We start from the raw sequence: 23,632 nt of genomic DNA on the forward strand, positions 1-23,632 counted from the left end.
TTCGGGCTGTGGCCGGTGTGGATGTCCAACGACGCCGTGGCGAATGCGGCCCATGCGGCGCAGGCCGCCGATGTTACGGCTGCGGCGTCTGCCGGGCATGGCGACGTGGCAACGCTTGATGCGCCAGGGGCTGCGCAAAGCGACGACTTGCCGCCGTGGGATGTCGCACCGTCAGCGGTGCCATCAGGCGCGCCAGTGAGTGCCGCACGTCCTGCTGCCCGTCCGTCCGCGTTCGACGATGCGCCCGCGCGTCCTGCGGCTCCGACACCTCCCGCGCCGCGCGACTTCGCGCCGACGCCGGTAGCACGGGAGACTTCGCGTCGCGCCTCCGCCGACATGCCGCCCGACGACATCCCGATGTGGCTGGACAGCGAAGGCAACGGTGATGGCGACGCCGCCGCCGATGCCGCGCTCTGGTCGATCGTACGCGATGCGGGCGAGGACGCGCCGTCGCGTCCTGCATTGCCGGGCGTGGAGACGCTGGACTGGGAAGCGCTCACGGAACGCGTTGCCGGTTGCCGCTTGTGCGGTTTGTGCGAGAAGCGCACGCAGACAGTCTTCGGCGTTGGTGACCGCGAGGCCGACTGGCTGCTGGTGGGCGAAGCGCCCGGGCAGCAGGAGGACTTGCAAGGTGAGCCGTTCGTCGGTCAGGCGGGTAAGCTGCTCGACAACATGCTGCGGGCGTCGGCGTTGCGGCGAGGCGAGAACGTGTACATCGCCAACGTGCTCAAGTGCCGCCCGCCGAACAACCGCGATCCGGAACCGGCTGAAGTGGCGAGTTGCGAGCCTTATCTGAAGCGTCAGGTCGCGTTGCTCAAGCCGCGCGTGATCGTGGTGATGGGCCGCTTTGCGGCGCAGAGTATTTTGCGGACGCAGGCGAGCATCGCCAGCTTGCGCGGACGCGTGCATGAGTACGAAGGGGTGCCGGTGATCGTGACGTACCATCCGGCCTATCTGTTGCGCAGTCTGCCCGACAAGGCCAAGGCCTGGACGGATTGGTGCCTGGCGCGGGCTACCTATGAGGCCGTGTGCGAAACGACTCCGGACCACAAGCCTACGGCGAACTGATCGAAACGCTGCGCGAGGCGCCGGTGCGCGACCTCGCGTGGTTATTGTTGTCCGCCGATCTGCTCAGTGCCGCCCGATTCCCGGCGGCATTGGCGCACTTCAACGCCGAACCCGTCTTCCCCTCTCAAATCCTTCACGACTGGCTGCTCGCCTGTGACGCCGATCCCGCGCCGTTGCACGAGATGATGGCGCGCGGCGAAAGCCACCGTCTGGGGCGCTATGCAGAGCAACTGCTGCATTTCGCGTTGCTGCATAGCCCGCACTTCGATCTGCACGCCGCCGGTTTGCAGGTTCGCGACGCGCGTCGCGGCAACATGACGCTTGGAGAGTGCGACTTTCTTATGACGCGTCTCGCCGATCGCCAGTTATTGCATTGGGAACTGGCGGTGAAGCTGTATCTGTTCGTTCCGCCGGAGGCGTCGGAGTCGCCGGAGACAGCGGGTACGCTCGACGAGCGCGCCCTCCAGTTCCGTTGGCTGGGACCTAATCTCGCCGACAGTCTTGCAGACAAGGTGGCGCGGTTGCTCGGCCATCAATTGCGCCTGACCACACTTGACGCCGCGCGCAGTGCGCTGCCTGCCGATGGGCCGTGGTTGCCTCAGGTGTATCTCAAGGGATGGCTGTTTCATCCGCTCGGGCAGCAGGGGCGGCTGCCGCAACTGGTGTCCGAGGGACATGGTAGAGGCTGGTGGGCGACGCTCGATGCGTGGTGGTCGCACGCGCAATCGGTATCGCCACATCAGGCCTGGGCCATGCTGCCACGCGCGCGCTGGCTTGCGCCCGCACGCGTCGAAGCTTCGACGGTGCTCTCGCCGGAAGCCATGCGTGCCCGCATCGAGACGCACTGGCATGAGCGTGGGGTAGCAGAGCCGCTGCTGATCGTTGCGTTGAGAAGAGGCGCTGGCGAGGAAGTTGACGGAGCCTGGTTCGAATGCGAGCGGGGTTTCATCGTCCCCGACTTCTGGGCGCCGCGTGCACGGCATCGCATCGAAGAGCTGAGTGAGCGGGCAGACGCCGCAGCGCGACGCGCACTGGCGCAAAGTGCCGACGACGCGCCATCGATCTGACGCCGGATCGGTGATCGCGCCGCCGCCGCTTCCTGATCTGTCGCTCAGTCTTTCGGCCAGACGGCGTGGAAGTGGTGAACCGGCCCGATGCCTTTGCCGATCTGAAGTTCGTCGCTGGCGGCAAGCGCGCCGTTGAGGTACGCCTTCGCGTCGCGCACGGTGTCCGACCAGTCGTTGCGACGCGGGCGGAGTGCGGCGAGCGCGGCGGAGAGCGTGCAGCCCGTGCCGTGCGTGTTATGGGCTGCAATGCGCGGTGCGTTGAACCGCTCGACGCCAGTCGCACTCACGAGCCAGTCCGGGCTGAGATCCCCCGCCAGATGACCACCCTTGACCAGCACGTTGCGAGCGCCGAGCGCGCGCAGTGCCTGTGCCTGGCGCTCCATCTCGGCTTCGTCCGTCGCGGCTTCTACCCCCAGCAATGCTGCCGCTTCCGGCAGATTCGGCGTGATGATGTCGGCCAGTGGCAGCAGTACGTCGCGCAAGGCCGCGACCGCATCCGGTTGTAGCAGCGCGTGACCGCTCTTCGAGATCATGACCGTGTCGAGCACGACGAAGCGCGGCTTGTATTGACGCAGCCCGGCGGCCACGGCACGCACGACATCCGCATTAGCGAGCATGCCGATCTTGACGGCGTCGACCTTCAGATCCTGAAAGACGGCGTCCATCTGCGCCGTCACAAAGCTTGCGGGCGGCGTGTGAATGTCCGTCACGCCCTGCGTGTTCTGCGCGGTGAGCGCTGTAATCACGCTGGCACCATAGGCGCCGAGGGCTGAGAAGGTCTTGAGGTCGGCCTGAATGCCTGCGCCACCGCCGGAGTCGGAGCCGGCGATGGTGAGGGCGATGGGAATGGACGACTGACGTGCTTGGGAAGGCTGACGCAAATTCATATCAATGCTTGACTTCGCCAATGAGCGCGACCGAATCGAATTCGCGCTGATTGGCCTGGTGACGCTTCATGACGAGCCACATCGTTCCCGACACGAACACCCCGAAAAGAATGATCACGACCCCGACCGGCACATTGAACCAGATCAGCAGCGCGTAGAGGCACAGCATGATCAGCACCGACAGGTTCTCGTTGAAGTTCTGCACAGCAATGGAGTGGCCGGCCGAGAGCAGCACATGGCCACGGTGCTGGAGCAGAGCATTCATCGGCACCACGAAGAAACCCGCGAGCGCGCCGACGATGATCAGGAAGATATACGAGACGATCAGATACAGCGGCACCTTCCATTCGGTGCCCCAGGGCAGCAAGTCCTTCGAGAAGAAAGCCATGGCCATGACGGCGATCCCCATCGCAATGCCGACCGGCAGCACCGACAGCGAGCGCTTGAGCGGAATGCGCGAGGCGGCGACGATCGCGCCGATGGCCACGCCCACAGCCGACACGGCTTGCAGGATCGCACCTTCGGAAAGCGTCATGCCGAGGGCCTTTTCGGCCCACCGCAGCACGATGAACTGGAGCGTAGCACCGGCCCCCCAGAACAGGGTGGTGACGGCGAGCGAGATCTGGCCCAGCTTGTCGCGCCACAGCGTGACGAAGCAATCGGCGAAGTCGGAGATCAGCTTGATCGGATTGCGTTCCTGACGCGCATAGCGTGCGCCGGTATCGGGAATGCGCAGATTGAACAGTGCAGCAATTACATAAATGCCCATGATGATGATCATCGCGGCCATCGCCGGCGAGTTGATCACCTCAGGGGTGTGGTGCAGCACCCATGCGGATATGTGCGGACTGATGAGCGCGCCGCCGAGCACGGTGCCAAGAATGATCGAACTGACGGTCAATCCTTCGATCCAGCCATTCGCTGCGACGAGTTTCTCGGCGGGCAACAGCTCCGTGAGAATGCCGTACTTCGCGGGCGAGTACGCCGCTGCGCCGAAGCCCACCACGCCGTACGCAATCAACGGGTGCGAGCCGAACAGCATCATCAGACAGCCCACGACCTTGATCGAGTTGCTGATGAACATGACCTTGCCCTTGGGCATCGAGTCGGCGAACGCACCGACGTAGGCGGCGAGAATGACGTACGAGAGAACGAAGAAGAGTTTGAGCAGCGGTGTCATCCACTGCGGGGAATGCAGATCCTTCAGGAGTGCGATTGCGGCAATCAGCAATGCATTGTCGGCCAGCGACGAAAAAAACTGCGCGGCCATGATGGTATAAAAGCCTTTCTTCATCGGTACTTGAGTCGATCCCGTGCGGCGTAAAACTTGCGTGTCTCGGTTGTCGGAATCCGCGGTATCCCGTCAGGGATACCCATACGGGAAGAAACCGGGCTTAAACACAGGGGTATCTGCGCTCATCGGCCATGCAAAAGTCGCTAATGGACCGTATGTTCGGTCTTGAAGCCCCCGTGCCGGGCGCCCGGTCGCCCTCGGTCTGAGACCGATATTGTTATCGGGAAAAAGATTTCGGCAAAACAAGTTGTGCGCACGGCTTTATAACACGAAAATATGCCGATGCGTTATGCCGCCGGCCTGTGCTGGCGCAGCTTCCCCTAAGATTCGATCCTGCCATGCCTCGTCCAATCAAAGCTTCGATTCATACCGCAGCACTCGCTCATAATCTCGATGTCGCCCGCCGTCACGCCCCCAACAGCAAAGTCTGGGCGGTGGTCAAGGCCAATGCCTACGGACATGGCATCGAAAACGCTTACCCCGGATTGCGTGACGCCGATGGTTTCGGCCTGCTAGACCTCGAAGAGGCCGTGCGCCTGCGAGAGCTGGGCTGGGCCGGTCCCATTCTGCTGCTCGAAGGGTTCTTCAAGCCCGAAGATCTCGCCATCGTCGACAAGTACGGTCTGACGACCACGGTGCATAGCGACGAACAGTTGCGCATGCTCGAGACCACGCGTCTGACGAAACCGCTCAATATCCAGCTCAAGATGAACTCCGGCATGAACCGTCTCGGATTCGCGCCGGAGCGCTTTCGCGCCGCGTGGGAACGCGCGCGGGCCATTGCCGGTGTGAGCCAGATCGTGCTGATGACGCACTTCTCCGACGCCGACGGCGAGCGGGGCATTGCGCATCAGATGGAGACGTTCGAGCGTGGTGCTTGCGATGTGCCGGGCGAGCGCAGCCTGTCCAATTCGGCCGCCACGTTGTTCCATCCGGCCGCGCATGGTGCGTGGGTGCGTCCTGGCATCATGCTCTACGGTTCGTCGCCGAAGGGGCTGGAAGTGACGGCCGCGCAACTCGACCTTCAGCCGGCGCAGACGCTCGAAGCCGAACTCATCGGCATTCAGGACGTGCCTGCCGGTGGCTCCGTCGGCTACGGCAGTTCGTTCGTCGCGGAGACGCCGATGCGCGTTGGCACCGTGGCATGCGGTTATGCCGACGGCTATCCGCGCGTCGCGCCCACGGGCACGCCGATTCTGGTGGACGGTGTGCGCACGCGTACCATCGGGCGCGTATCGATGGACATGTTGTCGGTCGATCTCACGCCGGTGCCGCAGGCGCGCGTGGGAGCGTCCGTCGCCTTGTGGGGGCGCGGCCTGTGCATCGACGAAGTCGCCGCTTCGGCCGGTACGCTGGGTTATGAACTGATGTGTGCGGTGGCGCGTCGCGTGCCGATTCACGCCGTCTGAACCCCGCGACAGGATTGCCTGCATGGCTAAAGCCAAGACCGTCTATATCTGTACCGAATGCGGTGGCCAGACCCCCAAGTGGGCTGGTCAGTGTCCCAATTGCAATGGCTGGAATACGCTCGTCGAATCGGTGGCGGAGGCGTCTACCGGCCATCGCTACCAATCGCTCGCCAAGAGCACGCCGATTCGCAAGCTGGCGGAAATCGAAGCCTCCGACGTACCGCGTTTTTCCAGCGGCGTGAGCGAATTTGATCGCGTGCTGGGCGGTGGTCTGGTCGCGGGCGGTGTGGTATTGATCGGCGGCGACCCGGGGATCGGCAAGTCGACGCTGCTGCTGCAATCGCTCGCGCATCTCGCGCGTGAGCGCCGTGCGCTGTATGTGAGCGGGGAAGAGTCCGGTGCGCAGATTGCATTGCGTGCGCAGCGGCTCGGTCTTGGCGCAGCGGGTGAGGGCGGTGGCGAACTTGATCTGCTCGCCGAAATCCAGCTTGAGAAGATTCTCGGTGCGATCGAATCGGAGAAACCCGACGTCGTCGTCATCGACTCGATTCAGACGATCTATTCCGAAGCGCTGACGTCGGCCCCGGGATCGGTCGCGCAGGTGCGCGAGTGCGCAGCACAACTGACGCGCACCGCCAAGCAGAGTGGCGTGACGGTCATCATGGTCGGCCACGTGACGAAGGAAGGCAGTCTCGCCGGGCCGCGCGTGCTCGAACACATTGTGGACACGGTGTTGTACTTCGAAGGGGATACGCATTCGTCGTATCGTCTGGTCCGTGCGTTCAAGAACCGCTTTGGCGCTGTGAATGAGCTGGGCGTGTTTGCGATGACGGAAAAGGGCCTGCGTGGCGTGGCCAATCCTTCGGCGCTGTTTCTTTCGCAGCATGAGCAAAGCGTGCCTGGTTCGTGCGTGCTGGTGACGCAGGAGGGCACACGGCCGCTGCTCGTCGAGGTGCAGGCGCTGGTCGATACGGCGCAGGTGCCGAATCCTCGACGTCTGGCTGTGGGGCTGGAGCAGAACCGTCTGGCGATGTTGCTGGCAGTGATGCACCGTCATGCGGGCATTGCCTGTTTCGATCAGGACGTGTTTCTGAATGCCGTCGGCGGCGTGAAGATTACCGAACCGGCGGCCGATCTCGCAGTGTTGCTCGCGATTCACTCGTCATTGCGCAACAAACCGCTACCGCGGGGCATCGTGGCGTTCGGGGAAGTGGGGCTTGCTGGGGAAATCCGTCCGAGCCCGCGTGGTCAGGATCGCCTCAAGGAGGCGGCCAAGCTGGGTTTCTCGATTGCGATCATTCCGAAAGCGAACGCGCCGAAGCAGCCGATCGACGGACTGGAAGTCCACGCGGTGGACCGTCTGGAACAAGCCATCTCGGTCGTGGCCGGACTGTAGTTCACGTTCGGACTAATGTTGCGCGACGCTTCGGCACATCGCGTGCCGAAGCGAGCGGCCTCGTGGCATTAACTGCCGCCGAGCGCCGCGCTGGCGGAGGCAAGCGCCTCCGTCTGTGCCTTCAGGGTGGGTTCGAAATCGCTCACCCACTTCATACGCGTCAAATCGAGCTGGATCAGTTCCACGAGCTGCTCGGCGTGTGCATTGGACCTCATTCCCTCGCGCTGGAGCGACTGATAGGTCACGCTGCGCGCTTGAGCGCCTGCATCGGTGCCAGCGCTCAGCCACGTTTCCTTATGCAGTAACTGCGTACCGAGGGCATGCATGCGCGCAATCAACGTCTTCTCGACGGGGGCGTTTTGCCCGATCAGTTCCGCAAGCGAAGCGAAGGCGGTGCGGAAAGTGTCTGCCTCTCGATTTCTCACGGTCGCCATGGTTTTCAAGTGCGAGACCATCGCGCGGAAGATCGCCTGATGTTCGACAAGCCGTGGCGCTGAGTCGACATCGTTGGCGGCTTGCGGCGCTGCCGTGGAGCCTTCCGCATATAGGCGACGCCACTCGTCGAGCAGGTCATCCATCGAGACGTGCGACAGGAAGTGCATTTCTCCGGCAAGTTCACCCAACGCGGCCGAGCTGGTGGGCGTTCCCGCAGACGGTGGCTTGGATGCGCTCAGTGCTGCCTGGGCGAGTCCAAGCGCCGTGCGGTCCGCTTGAGCAAGTGTCTTAAGCACTGTCTCGATTGTCGTCATGGATGCGATCAGCGCATCCAGGCGTGCATCAATCGTTGATGTCGACATCGTGTTCAATTCGGTTTCAGATCTGTAGAAGGTATCGTCACGACACCTGTCAGACGATCTGCTCCATGGCTTCCTGCGCTTCGAGCCATTCGGCTTCCACGTCGGCGAGTCTGGCGGTTACATCGGCCTGCTGCTTGAGGCTATCGGTCAGGAGCGATTTCTTCGCTTCTTCGTACGTAGCGCTGTCGGCGAGGATGGCATCGAGCCGAGCCTTCTCGTCCGATAGTTGGCTCATCGACGCTTCGAGTTTTTCGATCTTGCGCTGGAGCGGCTTGCGCAGTTGCGACAGACGCTGGCGTTCCTGCGCCTCGGCGCGCTTCTGATCGCGGCGATTGACGCCATCGTCGCCACTCGCGCTATCGCCCGCGCCGCTGCTGGCTTCGCGTGCGGCGGCGCGCTGATCGGCTGAGTGTTGCAGCAGCCAGTCGCGGTAATCGTCGAGATCGCCGTCGAACGGCTTCACTTCGCCGGAGGCCACGAGCAGGAACTGATCGGTCGTTGCGCGCAGCAAGTGCCGGTCGTGCGAGACGAGAATCAGCGTGCCGTCGAACTGTGCGAGCGCCATCGTCAGGGCGTGGCGCGTTTCCAGATCCAGGTGATTGGTCGGTTCGTCCAGCAGCAGAAGGTTCGGCTTTTGCCAAATGATGAGCGCGAGCGCCAGACGCGCCTTTTCGCCGCCCGAGAACGGTGCGATGGACGACGTCGCCATATCGCCTCGGAAGTTGAACCCACCGAGGAAGTCGCGCAATTCCTGCTCGCGTGTATCGGGTGCGAGACGCTGCAAGTGCTGCAACGGCGAATCGTCGTGACGCAAGGTTTCGACCTGATGTTGCGCGAAGTAGCCGATCTGTAATCCCTTGCCGGTCTTCACGTCTCCGGCAAGTGCTGCAAGCGTACCGGCAAGCGTCTTGATGAGCGTCGATTTCCCTTGGCCGTTCGCGCCGAGCAGGCCGATGCGTTGCTCGTTCTGCACCGACATCGTCACATGTGGGAGGATCACCTTTTCGCCGCCATCATCGAGACGATAGCCGCAGCGAACGCCTTCGAGTACGAGCATCGGATTCGGTGCGCTGTCGGCCGGCCGGAATTCGAACGTGAACGGCGACGCGACGTGTGCGGGCGCGATGCGCTCCATCTTTTCGAGCGCTTTCATGCGGCTCTGCGCCTGACGTGCCTTGGTCGCCTTCGCTTTGAAGCGCGTGATGAACGATTCGAGGTGCGCAATTGTCTTCTGCTGTTTATCGAAGGCGTTCTGTTGCAGCGCCAGTTGCTGGCCGCGCGTGATTTCGAATTGGCTGTAGTTGCCGCCGTAGCGCTTGATCTGCTGGTTCTCGAGATGCAGGGTGACGTTACAGACTTCGTCCAGAAATTCGCGATCGTGGGAAATCACGATTAGCGTGCCTGCGTAACGCTTGAGCCAGTCTTCGAGCCAGACGATAGCGTCCAGATCCAGGTGGTTGGTCGGTTCGTCGAGTAGCAGCAGATCGGACGGACACATCAGCGCTTGCGCCAGATTCAGACGCATGCGCCAGCCGCCGGAGAAGCTGGCAACCGGCAACTGCGTTTGCGCGAGCGTGAAGCCGAGGCCGAGGAGCAAGGCTTCTCCGCGTGCCGGGGCGGTGTAACCGTCGGCGTCGGCGAAGGCGGCGTGGGCTTCACCTTGGGCGTGTCCGTCGTGGGCGGCTTCGGCGGCGGCGAGCTTCGCTTCGATCTCTCTGAGTCGAGTGTCGCCATCGAGCACGTAATCGAGCGCTGTGCGATCGACGGCAGGCGTCTCCTGCATGACGTGTGCGACGCGCCAACTGCTGGGCACGAAGGCGTCGCCGCTATCAGCGTGCAACTGGCCGCGCAATAGCGCGAAGAGCGTGGACTTGCCTGCGCCGTTCGCGCCGACGAGGCCGACGCGCTCGCCGGGATTCAGCGTGACGGAGGTGTCTTCGAAGAGCGACTTGGTGCCGCGGGCGAGGCTGAGGTGTTCGAATCGGATCACAGCGAAAGGGAATAGGGAGGGGCGAACCAAGCCGTCGCAACCGCGCGGCGAAAACGCGTATTTTACCGGGTGTGGCGAGATTGGCGGAGGAATGCGGGGGAATCGGTGATGCGGGCGGCGTGAATGCATGACATGCGACGCGTGTCATGCATTTCGGAGATACGCGAATGGCAGTAACGCGCCTTGTCAACGGATCTTGAACGCTCGGAAGTTGCGAAAAGCGATATGTACAACGCCGGGGACGAGCTCGTGCTCCTCTGAAAGCTGGATCGGATCAGGTACGTTCACAATCATTGTGTTTTCGGGGGCATTGTCAGGCCTCGGTATGCCGTCTCCGTCACCGCCAGGATCGTAGACATAGAATTGCATCTTCTTCGAAAACTGCGCCTCGTAAGTGAGTCGGTGGGAGCGCGTACGCCAGTAAGGCACGGCCGTGGCGTTCAGTATTAACCACAGGCCCTGTTCCGACTCTCGGTGTGGATGTAGCCAAAACGAGCAGTGGAAGTGGCGATATATGCCCTCGATCGGTGCGCCGTGTTCATCCGAAACGCGAAAGTCAAATGACACGCCGTACTCGCCCCCGGCTTGCGGGATAACCCAGATCTGCTCAAGCTTTGTTGATTCTTCAGGCGTGAGCGCTGGCGAGAATACGGCGACGTTCCCGCCCTCCTGTTGAGTCATATGGATGCGGGTGGGATCACCTACTACACGCCACCCGTCAAAATTGCCCGTGGCGAAATCGCCGTTGGCCAGAATCTCTCCCTTCTTGCCTTCCATGGTGTGCATGACGAACCTCGCGGTTGAAGGTGCCTGGAATCAGGCGGCCTTGAACAAGGAGACATCACGAACGGCATAGGGGCAGTCACCGACGTCGAAATCGGCAGGCAAGACGAGATCGGGGCTTTCATCGATGACGTCCAGTTGTTGGTAGCCCTCTCGTCCGATCGGGGGCGAGCGTAGCGCATCAGGGCGGCCGTTCTCGTTATTGAAGTAAATTTCGAATCGCATTCTGCCTCGGTCTTTCAACGAGAACCGATACACGGACTTGCTCCAAAATGGCACGGCCACCGGGTCGAGAATGACCCAGAGGCCGTCCCCTCCGTCGTGCGGGTGAAGCCACAAATGAATGCTCGTCTTTCGCGTGATATCCGGAAACGCATCCCCGCGTTTATCGGACGTCCGAAGCCAGAACGAAAAAATGTATGAACCGCTCGCTCGCTCCCGAACTACTTCCTGGCGAAGTAGGACGCGGGCGTCGTAGGGAACGGGCATGATTACGGCAACGTGCGTGCCTTCCTGTCGCGCGAGGAAAATGTCCTCGGGGTGGGTGACGCTCCAACCCGCAAAATCGCCCGTGGCAAAGTGCCCGTTGGTCAACAGTTCGCCGGTACTTTGTTGGTCGGCCATGTCAGCCTCCTTGTTAAGGTTCCGATAGGTTCGGCACCGTCGGAACACGCGCGTTACCCCGTCGTCGAACGGAGCATCTCCCGGTCCGGCAATACGTTCAGCGGATCGTTTGTGTGAATCTATGCGCGGAAGACGTGGCGCGTCACCTGTCAACGTTGACAGGTGGCGTGCGGAGCGAGATCTGGTGGAAGACTAAGAATAAGGCTAGGAGTCTTTGCGCTCAGGCAGCCTTGAACAATGAGACGTGACGAATCGCATATGGCCAATCGCCGACGTCCGAATCGGCGGGCAAGACGAGTTCGGGGCTTTCATCGACGACGGCTAGTTGTTCGTAGCCTTCGCGCTCGATCGGCGTGAAGTGTTGCGCATCGGGGCGGGCGTTATAGTTGTTGAAGTAAATTTCAAATTGCAGGGTGCCTCGGTCTTCCAACAAGAAGTGATAGACCCGCCTCCCCCAAAATTGCACGGCGGGTGGGTCGAGCCTGTACCAGTATCCGACCCCTTCGTCCAACGGGTGCACCCATAAGTGAACGTTCGTGTTTCGCGCGATACCCGGAACCGCGTTTCCTCGCTTGTCGGACGTCCGAATCCAGAACGTAAGAATGTATTTACCGCTTGCGCGCTCCTGAGTCACTCGCTGGCGAAGTGAAATGCCGCTGAGGTAGGGAACAGGCATTAAAACAGCAACGTGCCCGCTTTCCTGTCGTGCAAGGAAAATTTGCTCGTGATCGGAGACGCTCCAGCCGAGGAAATCGCCGTTAGCGAACTGGCCATTGGTCAGCAGTTCTCCGGTACTTTGATGTTCGGCCATGATAGCCTCCTGAGTAAGGCACCGACGGACCCGGCACCATCGAAGCGCGCATATGATCTCGTCACCGAACGGGCATCTCCCGGTTCGGAAAGACGTTCTACGGATCGTCTGAGTGAGACTATGCGCGGGAGATGCGGGGCGTCACCTGTCAACGTTGACAGGTGACGTGCGGTGCGGGATCTGGCGGGAGAAAGAGGGTAAGGCGAGACGAAGGGGGCATGCCCCCGGACCCTAGAGAATCGGTGCAAACAACCTTGCGACGCGCATCACGATCTGACGCCATCGCGGAATCTTCCGGAAGTCGTCTTTATCGAGCAGCCCGGCGTGCTCGAAGTCATGCGTGAGCATAAAGGCGACGTCATCGGCGAAACCACGGTCCACCGTGAGCAGCATGATCTCGAAGTTCAGGCGGAACGACCGGTTGTCGAGGTTTGCGCTTCCGACCGCCGCCGCGTTGTCGTCGATCAGGACGACCTTCTGATGGATAAAGCCGTGGTGATAACGATAAACGTTGATGCCACTGCGCGCCGCCTCGTAGGCATACGACGTCGTCGCCTCGAAGACCACATAATGGTCCGCCCGGTCCGGAATCAGTATGCGCACATCGACACCGCGCAGTACCGCCAGGCGCAGCGCGGCGAATACGGCTTCGTCGGGGACGAAGTAGGGCGTAGTGAGCCAGATACGCTTTTGTGCGGCATTGATCGCCGTCACGAAGAAGAGCGAGGACGTCTCCAGTCGATCCGCGGGGCCACTCGGCACCACCTGACAGTGCATGTCTTCGCCGGACGCGACAGGTTGACGATTGAGCTCCGGCACCATGCCCGTACACCAGTGCCAGTCTTCGGCAAAGGCGCGCTGAATACCCACCACTGCCGGTCCACGCACGGAAATGTGCGTGTCACGCCACGGCGCAAGCGGCGGCTTCTCTCCGAGGTATTCCACCCCGACGTTGTGCCCCCCGATGAACGCTTCGTTGCCGTCGATCACCACGATCTTGCGGTGATTGCGGAAATTCAGCTGAAAGCGATTGACGAAGATGCCGCGCTTTTTGGCTGCGAACTCATGCACCTGCACGCCACCCTCGCGCAGCTTCTGACAATAGCTGCGCGGCAGGTCGTGGCTGCCGATGCTGTCGTACAGGAGATAGACCTTCACGCCCGTTGCGGCGCGCGCCAACAGGCGAGCGGATAGGGCGCGACCGAGCGCATCGTCCTTGACGATGAAGAACTGAACGATGACGTAATCGCGCGCGCGGTCGATCGCGGCGAAGATGGCGTCGAACGTGGCGCGTCCGTTGACGAGCAACCGGACGCGATTGCCTGCCACGAACGACATCCCGGTCATGGCCGTGAGCGCCGCAAACTCCGGGTGCGCTTCCATCGCGACAGGCGGCTCGCCGCTCCACTGCGTCTCGCCCATTCGGGATTGCAGCACCTCATTGCGCGCCCGGCGTGCTTCCACGTAGCCGATGAACTTCGAGCGTCCGAGAAACAGATAGGGGATGAGCGTGAGATAGGGCATCGTCACGAGCGAGACGGCCCAGGCGACGGCACCCTGCGAAGTGCGCACCGTCAGAACTGCATGGATCGCGGCGGCGATCCCCAATGCATGGAGACAGGCGACGGCAAAGCCGACGTCGAGCCAATTGAGCACCATGACGGTTCAAATACCTCCATGCCGTGAGTCGCGCCGACTCGGGACCTTGAGTGTAACCGGGGTGCGCGAACTTAGGCGAGGGCTCGCGGCGCTGACGACAATATCGACATTGAAGTCAGGGCATGCGAGCCCGCGAGGCCAAACGTAGCCGCAGCGATAACAGCGTTACGGCAGATCGGCAGCCTGCACCAGGAAGACCATGTCGTCGCCGGCGCTGGTGGCCAGCCACGTGATCGGCAAATCAGGGAACGCCGCTTCGACAAAGTGACGCTCGTTACCGATTTCCACGACCAGCACGCCGTCGTCCGTCAGGCGTTCGCGTGCTCCTGCGATGATCCGTCGCACGACGTCCATGCCGTCGTCGCCACCGGCAAGCGCCAGGCGAGGCTCATGACGGTACTCCGCCGGGAGCACCTGCATCGAGCCTTCGTTGACGTAGGGCGGGTTGGTGATGATGACTTCGTAGCGCTTGCCGTCCGGCAGCGGCGCGTACAGGTCGCCCAGATGCAACGCGACACGGTCGTCGAGACCATAGTCGGCCACGTTGATCTTCGCCACATCCAGCGCATCGTGCGAAATGTCGACGGCGTCGATCTGCGCGGCCGGGAACGTCTCAGCGGCGAGGATCGCCAGGCATCCGGAGCCGGTGCACAGTTCAAGCACGTCGGCGACGTCGTCGGGGTGATTGACCCACGGCTGCAATGCGTCTTCGAGCAATTCGCCGATGAACGAGCGCGGCACGATGACCCGCTCGTCCACATAGAACTGATGGCCGTGCATCCACGCTTCGTTCGTGATGTACGACGCGGGAACGCGCTCGCCCGCGCGACGGTTGATGACCGACAGCGCGCGCTCGATTTCTTCCGGCAGCAAGCGGGCGTCGAGGAACGGGTCGAGCGTGTCGATGGGCAGGTGCAGCGTGTGCAGCAACAGATATGCGGCTTCGTCGTACGCCGTAGCGGTGCCGTGTCCGAAGGCCAGCTCGGCCTCGGTAAAGCGTGAGACCGCGTAGCGCAGCAGGTCGCGCAACGTCTGGAACGGGTGGGTCTTCTGAGTCGTCATGATGGATTAGCCGTGTGCCCGTGTCTTATGCCACCAGACGCTTCAACACGCCGCGATAGACGTTCTTCAGCGGTTCGATGTCGGCGATCGCGATGTGCTCGTCGATCTTGTGGATGCTGGCATTGCACGGGCCGAATTCGATGACCTGCGGGCAGATGCGTGCGATGAAGCGACCGTCGGACGTGCCGCCCGTGGTCGACAGTTCCGTATCGAGGCCGGTCTCTTCACGGATGGCGCTCGACAGCGCGTCCGACAGGTCGCCACGCGGCGTGAGGAACGGCTGACCGCTGATCGACCAGTCGAGCGTGTAGGTGAGGCCGTGGCGCTCAAGCAACTCATGCACGCGCTGCTGAAGGCCATCGGACGTGCTGGCGGTCGAGAAGCGGAAGTTGAACATCACCGTCAGTTCGCCCGGAATGACGTTGGTCGCACCGGTGCCTGCGTGAATGTTCGAGATTTGCCACGTCGTGGGCGGGAAGTATTCGTTGCCGTTGTCCCACACGGTCTGTGTCAACTCGGCGAGTGCCGGGGCAAACAAATGCGTGGGGTTCTTGGCGAGATGCGGATAAGCGATGTGGCCCTGCACGCCTTTGACGACGAGCTTGCCGGACATCGAGCCGCGACGGCCGTTCTTCACCATGTCGCCGAGGCGCTGGCTGGACGTCGGTTCACCGACCACGCAGTAATCCAGACGCTCGCCACGTGCCGTCAGGGCTTCGACAACTTTCACCGTACCGTCGGTGGCGGGGCCCTCCTCGTCGCTCGTGAGCAGAAAGCCGATGGCACCGGCGTGATCCGGGTGCTGAGCGACGAATTCCTCCGAGGCGACGACGAACGCGGCCAGCGACGTCTTCATATCGGCCGCGCCGCGACCGTAAAGCATGCCGTCACGATGCGTGGGCGCAAACGGATCGGAATGCCACTGCTCGACCGGGCCGGTCGGCACAACGTCGGTGTGGCCCGCAAAGACGAGCAGCTTGCCGTCGGTGCCGCGCGTGCCGCGTTTGACCGCCCACAGGTTGGTCACGCCATTCGAGGCGATGGTTTCGCAGGCAAAGCCGATGGCCGAGAGGCGGCGCGCCAGAATAGCCTGGCAGTCGCGGTCTTCGGGCGTCACCGAATGACGGGCGATCAGTTGCTCGGTAAGCGCCAGCGTGGCGCCTTGGGAGGAAGTCATGAAATCAGAATCGTGAGGCGTAACTGTCGGGCGTGAAGCCCACGGAAACCTTGCCTTCGGCCATCAGCACAGGGCGCTTGATGAGCGAGGGATTTTCGATCATCAGGGTGCGGGCGACGGACTCGTCGGCGGCGGCCGCCTGTTGCTCCGGCGTGAGCTTGCGCCACGTCGTGCCCTTGCGGTTGAGTAGCGTTGACAAAGGCACTTGTGCGAGCCACGTGCCCAGCAGTGCGTCGCTCACGCCCGCCTTCTTGAAGTCGTGGAAGTCGTACGCGACATCGTGCTCGTCGAGCCACGTGCGCGCCTTCTTCACGGTATCGCAGTTGGGAATGCCGTACAGCACAGCGGTCATTGCCGGTACTCCTGAGATGGCGATTGCAAAACATTAGGCACAACAACGTCGATGCGAACATCGACGCGGACTTCATAGCGCGAAGGTCAAAGCCCCCGCCGCAGCACCCGCTGCGACGTTGGCTCCTTGGCGCTTGCGCGGAATTATTCGCCGCGCAGCAGGTCGTTGATGGCCGTCTTGGCGCGCGTTTGCGCGTCGACCTTCTTGACGATCACGGCGCAATACAGGCTGTACTTGCCGTCCTTCGAGGGCAGGTTGCCCGGCACGACGACCGAACCGGCCGGCACGCGGCCGTAATGGACTTCACCCGTTTCGCGGTCATAGATCTTGGTCGACTGACCCAGATACACGCCCATCGAGATCACCGAGTTCTCTTCGACGATCACGCCTTCCACGACTTCCGAGCGGGCACCGATGAAGCAGTTGTCTTCGATGATGACCGGGTTGGCTTGCAGCGGCTCAAGCACGCCGCCGATGCCGACACCGCCCGACAGGTGAACGTTCTTGCCGATCTGGGCGCACGAACCGACGGTGGCCCAGGTGTCGACCATCGTGCCTTCGTCGACGTATGCGCCGATGTTGGTGTACGACGGCATCAGCACGACGTTCTTGCCGATGAACGAACCACGGCGAGCCACGGCCGGCGGCACGACGCGGAAGCCGCCACGGGCGAAGTCTTCTGCGGTGTAGTCGGCGAACTTGCTCGGCACCTTGTCGTAGAACTGGCTGAAGCCGCCCGCGGGCATTACGGCGTTGTCTTCCAGGCGGAACGACAGCAGCACGGCCTTCTTGATCCACTGGTTGACGATCCATTGACCGTCTTGCTTCTGGGCGACGCGCAGCGCGCCCTTGTCCAGTTCGGCGATGACGTGGGAGACGGCTTCACGCACGTCGGCGGGCGCGGCCTTGGCCGAAATCTCGGCACGGTTTTCCCAGGCTTGATCGATAATGGTTTGCAGTTGTTGCGACATGGCGAGAATCAGTTGCAGTTGGAATTAAAGGGATTGGCAGAACTGCACGATGCGCTGGGCGCCTTCGGTGCATTCGTCCACATCGGCCACGAGGGCGATACGGACATAGTTCTCCGCAGGATTGGCGCCGTGCGCCGCGCGTCCCAGATAAGATCCGGGCAGGACGGCCACATTGTATTGCGCCAGCAACTGGCGCGTGAATTCCGTGTCCGACAGGCCGGTTTTCGCGTCGACCTTGGCCCACAGATAGAAACCGGCGTCGGGCAGCCGTACGTCGAGCACTTCGGCGAGCATCGGCGTGACCGTCTGGAATTTCTTCAGGTACTTGCTGCGGTTCAGGCGCACGTGCGCCTCGTCGTTCCACGCGGCGATGCTTGCGGCCTGCACGGCCGGGCTCATGGCGCAGCCGTGGTAGGTGCGGTACAGCAGGAATTTCTTGAGGATGGCGGCGTCGCCCGCCACGAAGCCAGAGCGCATGCCCGGCACGTTCGAGCGCTTCGAGAGGCTCGAGAAGACCACCAGACGCTCGAAGCCACGGCCCAGTTGATGGGCGGCAGCCAGACCGCCCAGCGGCGCGCGTTCTTCGTCGAAGTAAATCTCGGAGTAACACTCGTCGGACGCGATCACGAAGCCGTATTCGTCCGACAACTCGAACAAGCGCTTCCAGTCGGCCAGACTCAGCACGGCCCCGGTCGGGTTGCCCGGCGAGCAAAGGTAGACGAGCTGAACGTCGCGCCAGACGTCGGCCGGCACGGCGTCGTAGTCGGGAGCGAAGTTGCGCGCCGGATCGCTGTCGGCGTAATAGGGCGTGGCGCCCGCGAGCAACGTCGCGCCTTCGTAGATCTGATAGAACGGGTTCGGGCACAGCACGCGCGCGCCGGGTTTGCTGCCATCGACAACGGCCTGGGCGAACGAGAAAAGCGCTTCGCGCGAGCCCGTGACCGGCAGCACTTCGGTGGCCGGGTTCACGTTGGGCAGCGCGTAGCGGCGTTCCAGCCACTGGGCGATGGCCGCGCGCAGCGGTTCGCCGCCGGCCGTGGCCGGATAGTTCGAGAGACCGCCCAGCCCTTCGATCAGGGCTTCCTTGATGAACTGCGGCGTCGGATGCTTGGGCTCACCGATGCCAAAGCTGATGGCCTTGTAGGTATTGGCAGGCGTGACGTCCGCCACCAGTGTCTTCAGGCGTTCAAAGGGGTAGGGCTGGAGCTTGTCGAGTAATGGGTTCACTTGGATTCAAACAGACTCAGGGCTAGGGTTCGCAACGCCAGTCGAGGCGTTGTCGAGCGGATTCGGGCCACCCGCGAACGCACAGGGCGGCTGGGCGAGATAGGAGACGCACCGGCGCGCTGTGCGACACCGTGCCTTTCCTGCCTCAGATTCGACGGATCGCAGGCCGGGCATAGGCTGGCGCTTATCCGCTTCATCACGCCAAGGGGTTCCCGGACGCGTTCAAGAATGGCAAGATCGGCAAAGCGAAAATTATACCGTTACGGCGCCCACAAAGCGCGACCAGCGCGTAATTCAGCATATTCCGAGGCGCCAATGGGGCAAGTCTGCGGAGTATCTCAGGTTTTTCAGGAGTTAAGAGTATGACCGTAGCCGGCAACGGCGCGGGCGGCCCGGAATCCGCATCCGGCGCCTCCAGCACTTCCTTCGGCACCCGGGCAGCGCCCGCTCTGGCCATTCTTATCGGATCGTCCGTCTGGGGACTGGCCTGGTTCCCGTACCGCGTTCTGGCTCAGTGGGGCGTTGCAGCCGTGCCGGCCCAGATCTGCACGGCCACCGTGGCCATCCTGCTGCTCTCGCTCGTCTACCGACGCTCGCTCGGCACGCTGCGCTGGTCGTGGCTGCTTGTCGGCGTGGCGTTCGCCGGAGGCACGACCAACGTCGCCTTCGTATGGGGCACCACGCACGGCCATGTCATGCGCGTGTTGCTGCTTTTTTATCTGACCCCGGTCTGGACGGCGTTGTTCGCCCACTGGCTGCTGGGCGAGCGGGTCGGCCTGCGCGGTGTGGGGCTGATTGCACTGGCGCTGGGCGGCGCGGGGCTGATGCTCTGGTCGCCTGAGCTGGGTTGGCCGGTGCCGAACAATCCGGGGGAATGGGCCGGTGCCATCGCCGGGGCGGCATTTGCGCTCAATAACGTGCTGTTGCGGCGTGTCAGCCAGGCGTTGCCCGACGTTCCTGCCGAAATGCGCAGTTGGACGCTCTATCTGGGCTGTGTCGTGGGCGGTTTGCTGGTCTTGCCGTTCGACGGCGGGGCACAGGCCGGGCAGGCGGCGGTCTCGGCGCTCACGTCCAGTGCGGCGACCGCTGCGGTCGCGCTGGCGCTGGGTTGCACCATCGCCGTGACCAACGTCATCGTGCAATTCGGTCTGGCGCGGGTGCCGGCCAATCAGGCGGCGCTCATCATGCTCTTCGAAATCGTGGTGGCGGCAATATCGTCCTGGTGGCTGGCCAGCGAAGGCCTGGGGGTGCGGGAAATTGCCGGTGGGCTGTGCATTGTGGCGGCGGGCGTGCTGTCCGGAATATTGCCCGATTCACGACGTTGTAAATCCGCGACGGCGGGGGATGCGATGGTATGATGCGTACCGTCGTTGTAACGTCGTAAGCACGCCTAAAGCGGCAAAAATGCGGCAAGACAGCAGCAAGAAAAGTGGCCCGTGCACGCCAGCGTGCGCAGGCCCGACAGGACCAGCTAGCGCGTCTGCGTCTTTCCTATCATTCAATGACCGATAAAGCGAACCTGCCGTGCGTCTGACTTCCATCAAACTCGCTGGCTTCAAATCTTTCGTCGACCCGACGAACTTCGCGGTGCCCGGCCAGTTGGTCGGGATCGTCGGCCCGAACGGGTGCGGCAAATCCAACATCATCGATGCCGTGCGCTGGGTGCTCGGCGAGTCGCGCGCTTCCGAGCTGCGCGGCGAATCGATGCAGGACGTGATTTTCAACGGATCGACCGCCCGCAAGCAGGCGAGCCGCGCGAGCGTCGAACTGGTGTTCGACAACAGCGCCGGGCGCGCCGCCGGGCAGTGGAGCCAGTACGCCGAAATCGCCGTCAAGCGCGTGCTCACGCGCGACGGCACCTCCAGTTACTACATCAACAACCTGCCGGCACGCCGCCGCGATATTCAGGACATTTTCCTCGGCACGGGCCTTGGGCCGCGCGCCTACGCCATCATCGGCCAGGGGATGATTTCGCGAATCATCGAGGCGAAGCCGGAAGAGCTGCGCGTGTTCCTCGAAGAAGCCGCGGGCGTCTCCAAGTACAAGGAGCGCCGTCGCGAGACCGAGAACCGTTTGCAGGACACGCGCGAAAACCTGACACGCGTGGAAGACATTCTTCGCGAACTGGGCACCAACCTCGAAAAGCTTGAATCGCAGGCGGTCGTCGCCAATCGATTCAAGGACTTGCAACGCGACGGCGAAGAGAAGCAGCAGTTGCTCTGGCTGCTTCGCAAGAACGAAGCGCAGAACGAGCAGGAACGCCAGCAGCGCGCGATCGAGTCGGCGCAAGTCGATCTGGAAGCGCAGATGTCGCGTCTGCGCGGCTCCGAGTCCGATCTCGAAACGCTGCGCGCCGCGCACTACACGGCCACCGACGCCGTACAGGCCGCGCAGAGCGCCATGTACGAAGCGAACTCGGAAGTCAGCCGTCTGGAAGCCGAAATTCGTTACGTGGTCGAGTCGCGCAATCGGGTGCAGGCCCAGTTGGCGGCGCTGACCTCGCAGCGCGAGCAGTGGCAGGCCCGTTCGGCGCAATCGGAAGAGGAACTCGCACTCGCCGAAGAAGAACTCATCATCGCCGAGGAACGCGCGGCGACTGCGCAGGACCAGGCCGCCGATCAGAACGAGGCGCTGCCCGCGCTCGAATCCGGCTGGCGCGACGCGCAGAACCTGCTCAACGAGCAACGCAGCGAGATCGCGCAGGTCGAGCAGAATCTGAAACTTGAAGCCGCGCATCAGCGCAATGCCGATCAGGCGTTGCAGCAGTTGCAGCAGCGTCAGGAGCGTTTGCAGGGTGAAGCGCGCGGGCTCGACAAGCCCGACGAAGCCGAGCTTGAGATGCAGCGCGGCGACCTCGCCGAGCATCAGGCGATGCTCGAAGACGCACAGGCGGAACTGGCCGATGCCGAAGAGCGTCTGCCTCGGCTCGAGGCCGAGCGTGCCGAAGCGCAGGCGCGCGTGCAGTCGGAAGCGGCGACGATCGCTCAGCTTGAGGCACGTCTGACGGCGCTCAAGCAACTCCAGGAAAGTGTCCAGACGGAAGGCAAGGTGCAGCCGTGGCTCGACAAGCACGAGCTGGCGCAATTGCCGCGTCTTTGGAAGAAACTGCATATCGAGCCGGGCTGGGAGCCTGCACTCGAATCGGTGCTGCGCGAACGTCTCGCTGCGCTCGAAATCAGCAATCTCGATTGGGTGAAGGCCTTTGCGAGCGATGCGCCGCCGGCCAAGCTGGCGTTCTATTCGCCGCCGCCGGCCGCGCGTCCGATCGAAGCGCCGGCGTCGCTGCGCCCGCTGCTGTCGCTGTTGCGCATCGACGATCCGGGCCTGCGAGCCGTGCTGCAGGAATGGCTCGGTCACGTGTTCGTTGCCGACGATCTCGCGCAGGCGATGGTTGCCCGCGCACAGTTGCCGGAAGGCGCATCGATTGTCGTCAAGGCAGGCCATCAGGTCACTCGTGTCGGCGTCCAGCTTTATGCGGCGGACTCCGAACAGGCTGGTTTGCTTGCCCGTCAGCAAGAAATCGAGAATCTGGGTAAGCAATTGCGTGCGCAAGCATTGCTGTCGGACGAAGCCAAGTCGGCCGCCGTGCGTGCCGAGGCGGCATACAGCCAGGCGGCGCAGTCGCTGAGCGAAGTGCGCGGACGCGCCGAGCGGGCAACGCAACGCGTGCACGCCTTGCAGATGGATGTGCTCAAGCTCACGCAGGCGTACGAGCGCTACAACGCCCGCAGCACGCAGATCGACGAAGAACTGCGCGAAATCGCCGCGCAGATCGAAGAGCAACTGGCGATGCGCGCCGAGTCGGAGGCGAACTTCGAGCAAAGCGACGCGCGTCTGGCCGAATTGCAAGCCACGTTCGAAGACGGTCAGCTCGAATTCGAATCGCTCGACAGTCAGTTGTCCGATGCCCGCAATCGCGCCCGTGAACTGGAACGTCTGGCGCAGGAAGCGTCGTACGGCCAGAAGGGCATCGCCAGCAAGATCGACGAGCATCGCCGCAGCATTCAGACGGCGCTCGAACAGGCTGAGCGCCTTGTTGTCTCGATTGAGCAGGCGCAGGCGGAACTCGCGCTGATCACCGAGCAGACGGCCGAAAACGGTTTGCAGGACGCACTCGAACTGCGCGCCGAGAAGGAAGAAATTTTGGGTGCCGCCCGCATCGAACTCGACGCACTGACGCAAAAACTGCGTCAAAGCGACGAAGAGCGGCTGGCCGCAGAGCGTGGTTTGCAGCCCCTGCGCGATCGCATCACGGAATTGCAGTTGAAGGAGCAGGCGGCGCGCCTGAATCGCGAACAGTTCGTCGAGCAACTGACGACGGCCGAAGTGGACGAAGAGGCGCTCTCCGCGAAACTCACGGCGGATATGAAGCCGTCGTATCTGCAAGGTGAAGTCACGCGCATCAACAACGCGATCAACGCGCTCGGACCGGTCAACATGGCCGCGCTCGAAGAGTTGGAGACGGCGCGCGAGCGCAAGGTTTTCCTCGATGCGCAATCGGCCGACCTTAACGACGCCATCGAGACCCTCGAAGGCGCCATCCGCAAGATCGACGAAGAGACGCGTGTGCTGCTGCAAGGCACGTTCGACGAAGTGAACAAGCATTTCGGCGAACTGTTCCCGATGCTATTCGGCGGCGGCCAGGCGAAACTCATCATGACCGGCGACGAAATTCTCGACGCCGGTGTGCAGGTCATGGCGCAACCGCCGGGCAAGAAGAACTCCACGATCCATCTGCTGTCAGGGGGAGAGAAGGCGCTCACGGCCATTGCGCTGGTGTTCGGCATGTTCCAGCTCAATCCTGCGCCATTCTGTTTGCTTGACGAGGTGGACGCGCCGCTCGACGACGCCAACACCGAGCGCTACGCCAAGATGGTGGCGCGCATGTCGGACCGTACCCAATTCGTATTTATTTCGCATAACAAAATCGCGATGGAAATGGCCAATCAGCTCATCGGCGTCACCATGCAGGAACAAGGGGTGTCGCGGATCGTTGCGGTGGACATGGAGTCTGCGATCAATCTGGCCGAGATCGCCTGACCCCGCGCCTACGATGGA

At 62.6% G+C, this 23,632-nt stretch carries 19 protein-coding genes; 6 read left to right on the top strand and 13 right to left on the bottom strand.

Annotation, left to right across the window (positions count from 1 at the left end):
* The first annotated feature begins 21 nt into the window (after positions 1-21).
* Positions 22-1,068 (top strand): uracil-DNA glycosylase, encoded by a 1,047-nt coding sequence (locus PAN31117_RS19285; protein WP_370855778.1) that lies wholly within the window; start codon positions 22-24, stop codon positions 1,066-1,068.
* Positions 1,029-2,135 (top strand): DUF1853 family protein, encoded by a 1,107-nt coding sequence (locus tag PAN31117_RS19290; protein ID WP_150739619.1) that lies wholly within the window; start codon positions 1,029-1,031, stop codon positions 2,133-2,135. The genes PAN31117_RS19285 and PAN31117_RS19290 overlap by 40 nt, the downstream gene beginning before the upstream one ends.
* Before the next feature lie 44 nt (positions 2,136-2,179).
* On the opposite strand, the gene thiD is transcribed toward PAN31117_RS19290, so the two are convergent.
* Together thiD and lplT are read right to left on the bottom strand one after the other, a co-directional pair.
* On the bottom strand, positions 2,180-3,022 hold the full coding sequence (thiD, locus tag PAN31117_RS19295; protein ID WP_150739620.1) for a bifunctional hydroxymethylpyrimidine kinase/phosphomethylpyrimidine kinase: 843 nt from the start codon (positions 3,020-3,022) through the stop codon (positions 2,180-2,182).
* A 1-nt stretch (position 3,023) separates the two neighbouring features.
* Complete coding sequence (gene lplT, locus PAN31117_RS19300; RefSeq protein ID WP_150739621.1) at positions 3,024-4,316, bottom strand: lysophospholipid transporter LplT; 1,293 nt, start codon at positions 4,314-4,316, stop codon at positions 3,024-3,026.
* 338 nt (positions 4,317-4,654) lie between these two features.
* Here lplT and alr point away from each other — a divergent pair, with 338 nt between their 5' ends.
* Both alr and radA read left to right on the top strand, forming a co-directional pair.
* A complete protein-coding gene (alr, locus tag PAN31117_RS19305; RefSeq protein ID WP_150739622.1) occupies positions 4,655-5,725 on the top strand; it encodes an alanine racemase in 1,071 nt (356 codons plus the stop codon).
* 22 nt (positions 5,726-5,747) lie between these two features.
* The gene (gene radA / locus PAN31117_RS19310) at positions 5,748-7,121 is read left to right on the top strand and encodes a DNA repair protein RadA (RefSeq protein WP_039398772.1); all 1,374 of its coding nucleotides are present in this window, start codon (positions 5,748-5,750) and stop codon (positions 7,119-7,121) included.
* Positions 7,122-7,189: 68 nt separating this feature from the next.
* On the opposite strand, the gene PAN31117_RS19315 is transcribed toward radA, so the two are convergent.
* The 11 genes from PAN31117_RS19315 to dapC form a co-directional block, all read right to left on the bottom strand.
* Entirely contained in the window at positions 7,190-7,852 is a 663-nt protein-coding gene (locus PAN31117_RS19315; RefSeq protein ID WP_150739623.1) for a hypothetical protein, read from the bottom strand.
* A 115-nt stretch (positions 7,853-7,967) separates the two neighbouring features.
* Positions 7,968-9,908 carry an ATP-binding cassette domain-containing protein gene (locus tag PAN31117_RS19320; RefSeq protein WP_150739624.1) on the bottom strand — a complete coding sequence of 647 codons (1,941 nt, stop codon included), beginning with the start codon at positions 9,906-9,908 and terminating at the stop codon, positions 7,968-7,970.
* 186 nt (positions 9,909-10,094) lie between these two features.
* On the bottom strand, positions 10,095-10,694 hold the full coding sequence (locus PAN31117_RS19325; RefSeq protein ID WP_150739625.1) for a hypothetical protein: 600 nt from the start codon (positions 10,692-10,694) through the stop codon (positions 10,095-10,097).
* A 30-nt stretch (positions 10,695-10,724) separates the two neighbouring features.
* The gene (locus PAN31117_RS19330) at positions 10,725-11,315 is read right to left on the bottom strand and encodes a hypothetical protein (protein ID WP_150739626.1); all 591 of its coding nucleotides are present in this window, start codon (positions 11,313-11,315) and stop codon (positions 10,725-10,727) included.
* 220 nt (positions 11,316-11,535) lie between these two features.
* A complete protein-coding gene (locus PAN31117_RS19335; RefSeq protein ID WP_150739627.1) occupies positions 11,536-12,126 on the bottom strand; it encodes a hypothetical protein in 591 nt (196 codons plus the stop codon).
* Positions 12,127-12,357: 231 nt separating this feature from the next.
* Complete coding sequence (gene cls, locus PAN31117_RS19340) at positions 12,358-13,785, bottom strand: cardiolipin synthase (RefSeq protein WP_150739628.1); 1,428 nt, start codon at positions 13,783-13,785, stop codon at positions 12,358-12,360.
* Positions 13,786-13,950: 165 nt separating this feature from the next.
* The gene (gene prmB / locus PAN31117_RS19345) at positions 13,951-14,847 is read right to left on the bottom strand and encodes a 50S ribosomal protein L3 N(5)-glutamine methyltransferase (RefSeq protein WP_150739629.1); all 897 of its coding nucleotides are present in this window, start codon (positions 14,845-14,847) and stop codon (positions 13,951-13,953) included.
* A gap of 25 nt (positions 14,848-14,872) precedes the next feature.
* The gene (dapE, locus tag PAN31117_RS19350; RefSeq protein ID WP_150739630.1) at positions 14,873-16,024 is read right to left on the bottom strand and encodes a succinyl-diaminopimelate desuccinylase; all 1,152 of its coding nucleotides are present in this window, start codon (positions 16,022-16,024) and stop codon (positions 14,873-14,875) included.
* A 4-nt stretch (positions 16,025-16,028) separates the two neighbouring features.
* Complete coding sequence (locus PAN31117_RS19355) at positions 16,029-16,376, bottom strand: ArsC family reductase (RefSeq protein WP_150739631.1); 348 nt, start codon at positions 16,374-16,376, stop codon at positions 16,029-16,031.
* Positions 16,377-16,519: 143 nt separating this feature from the next.
* A complete protein-coding gene (dapD, locus tag PAN31117_RS19360) occupies positions 16,520-17,347 on the bottom strand; it encodes a 2,3,4,5-tetrahydropyridine-2,6-dicarboxylate N-succinyltransferase (RefSeq protein WP_150577870.1) in 828 nt (275 codons plus the stop codon).
* Between the two features lie 24 nt (positions 17,348-17,371).
* Positions 17,372-18,574, bottom strand: coding sequence for a succinyldiaminopimelate transaminase (dapC, locus tag PAN31117_RS19365; RefSeq protein ID WP_150739632.1), 1,203 nt, complete (start codon positions 18,572-18,574; stop codon positions 17,372-17,374).
* Positions 18,575-18,936: 362 nt separating this feature from the next.
* On the opposite strand from dapC, the gene PAN31117_RS19370 reads away from it, so the two are divergent.
* Positions 18,937-19,932, top strand: a complete 996-nt coding sequence (locus PAN31117_RS19370) for a DMT family transporter (protein ID WP_150739633.1) — start codon at positions 18,937-18,939, stop codon at positions 19,930-19,932.
* Positions 19,933-20,098: 166 nt separating this feature from the next.
* Positions 20,099-23,614: a chromosome segregation protein SMC gene (gene smc, locus PAN31117_RS19375; RefSeq protein ID WP_150739634.1), complete on the top strand. Its 3,516-nt coding sequence runs from the start codon at positions 20,099-20,101 to the stop codon at positions 23,612-23,614.
* The last annotated feature ends 18 nt before the right edge of the window (positions 23,615-23,632 follow it).

This window comes from Pandoraea anapnoica (genome assembly GCF_902459765.1).
Classification (GTDB): Bacteria; Pseudomonadota; Gammaproteobacteria; order Burkholderiales; family Burkholderiaceae; genus Pandoraea; species Pandoraea anapnoica.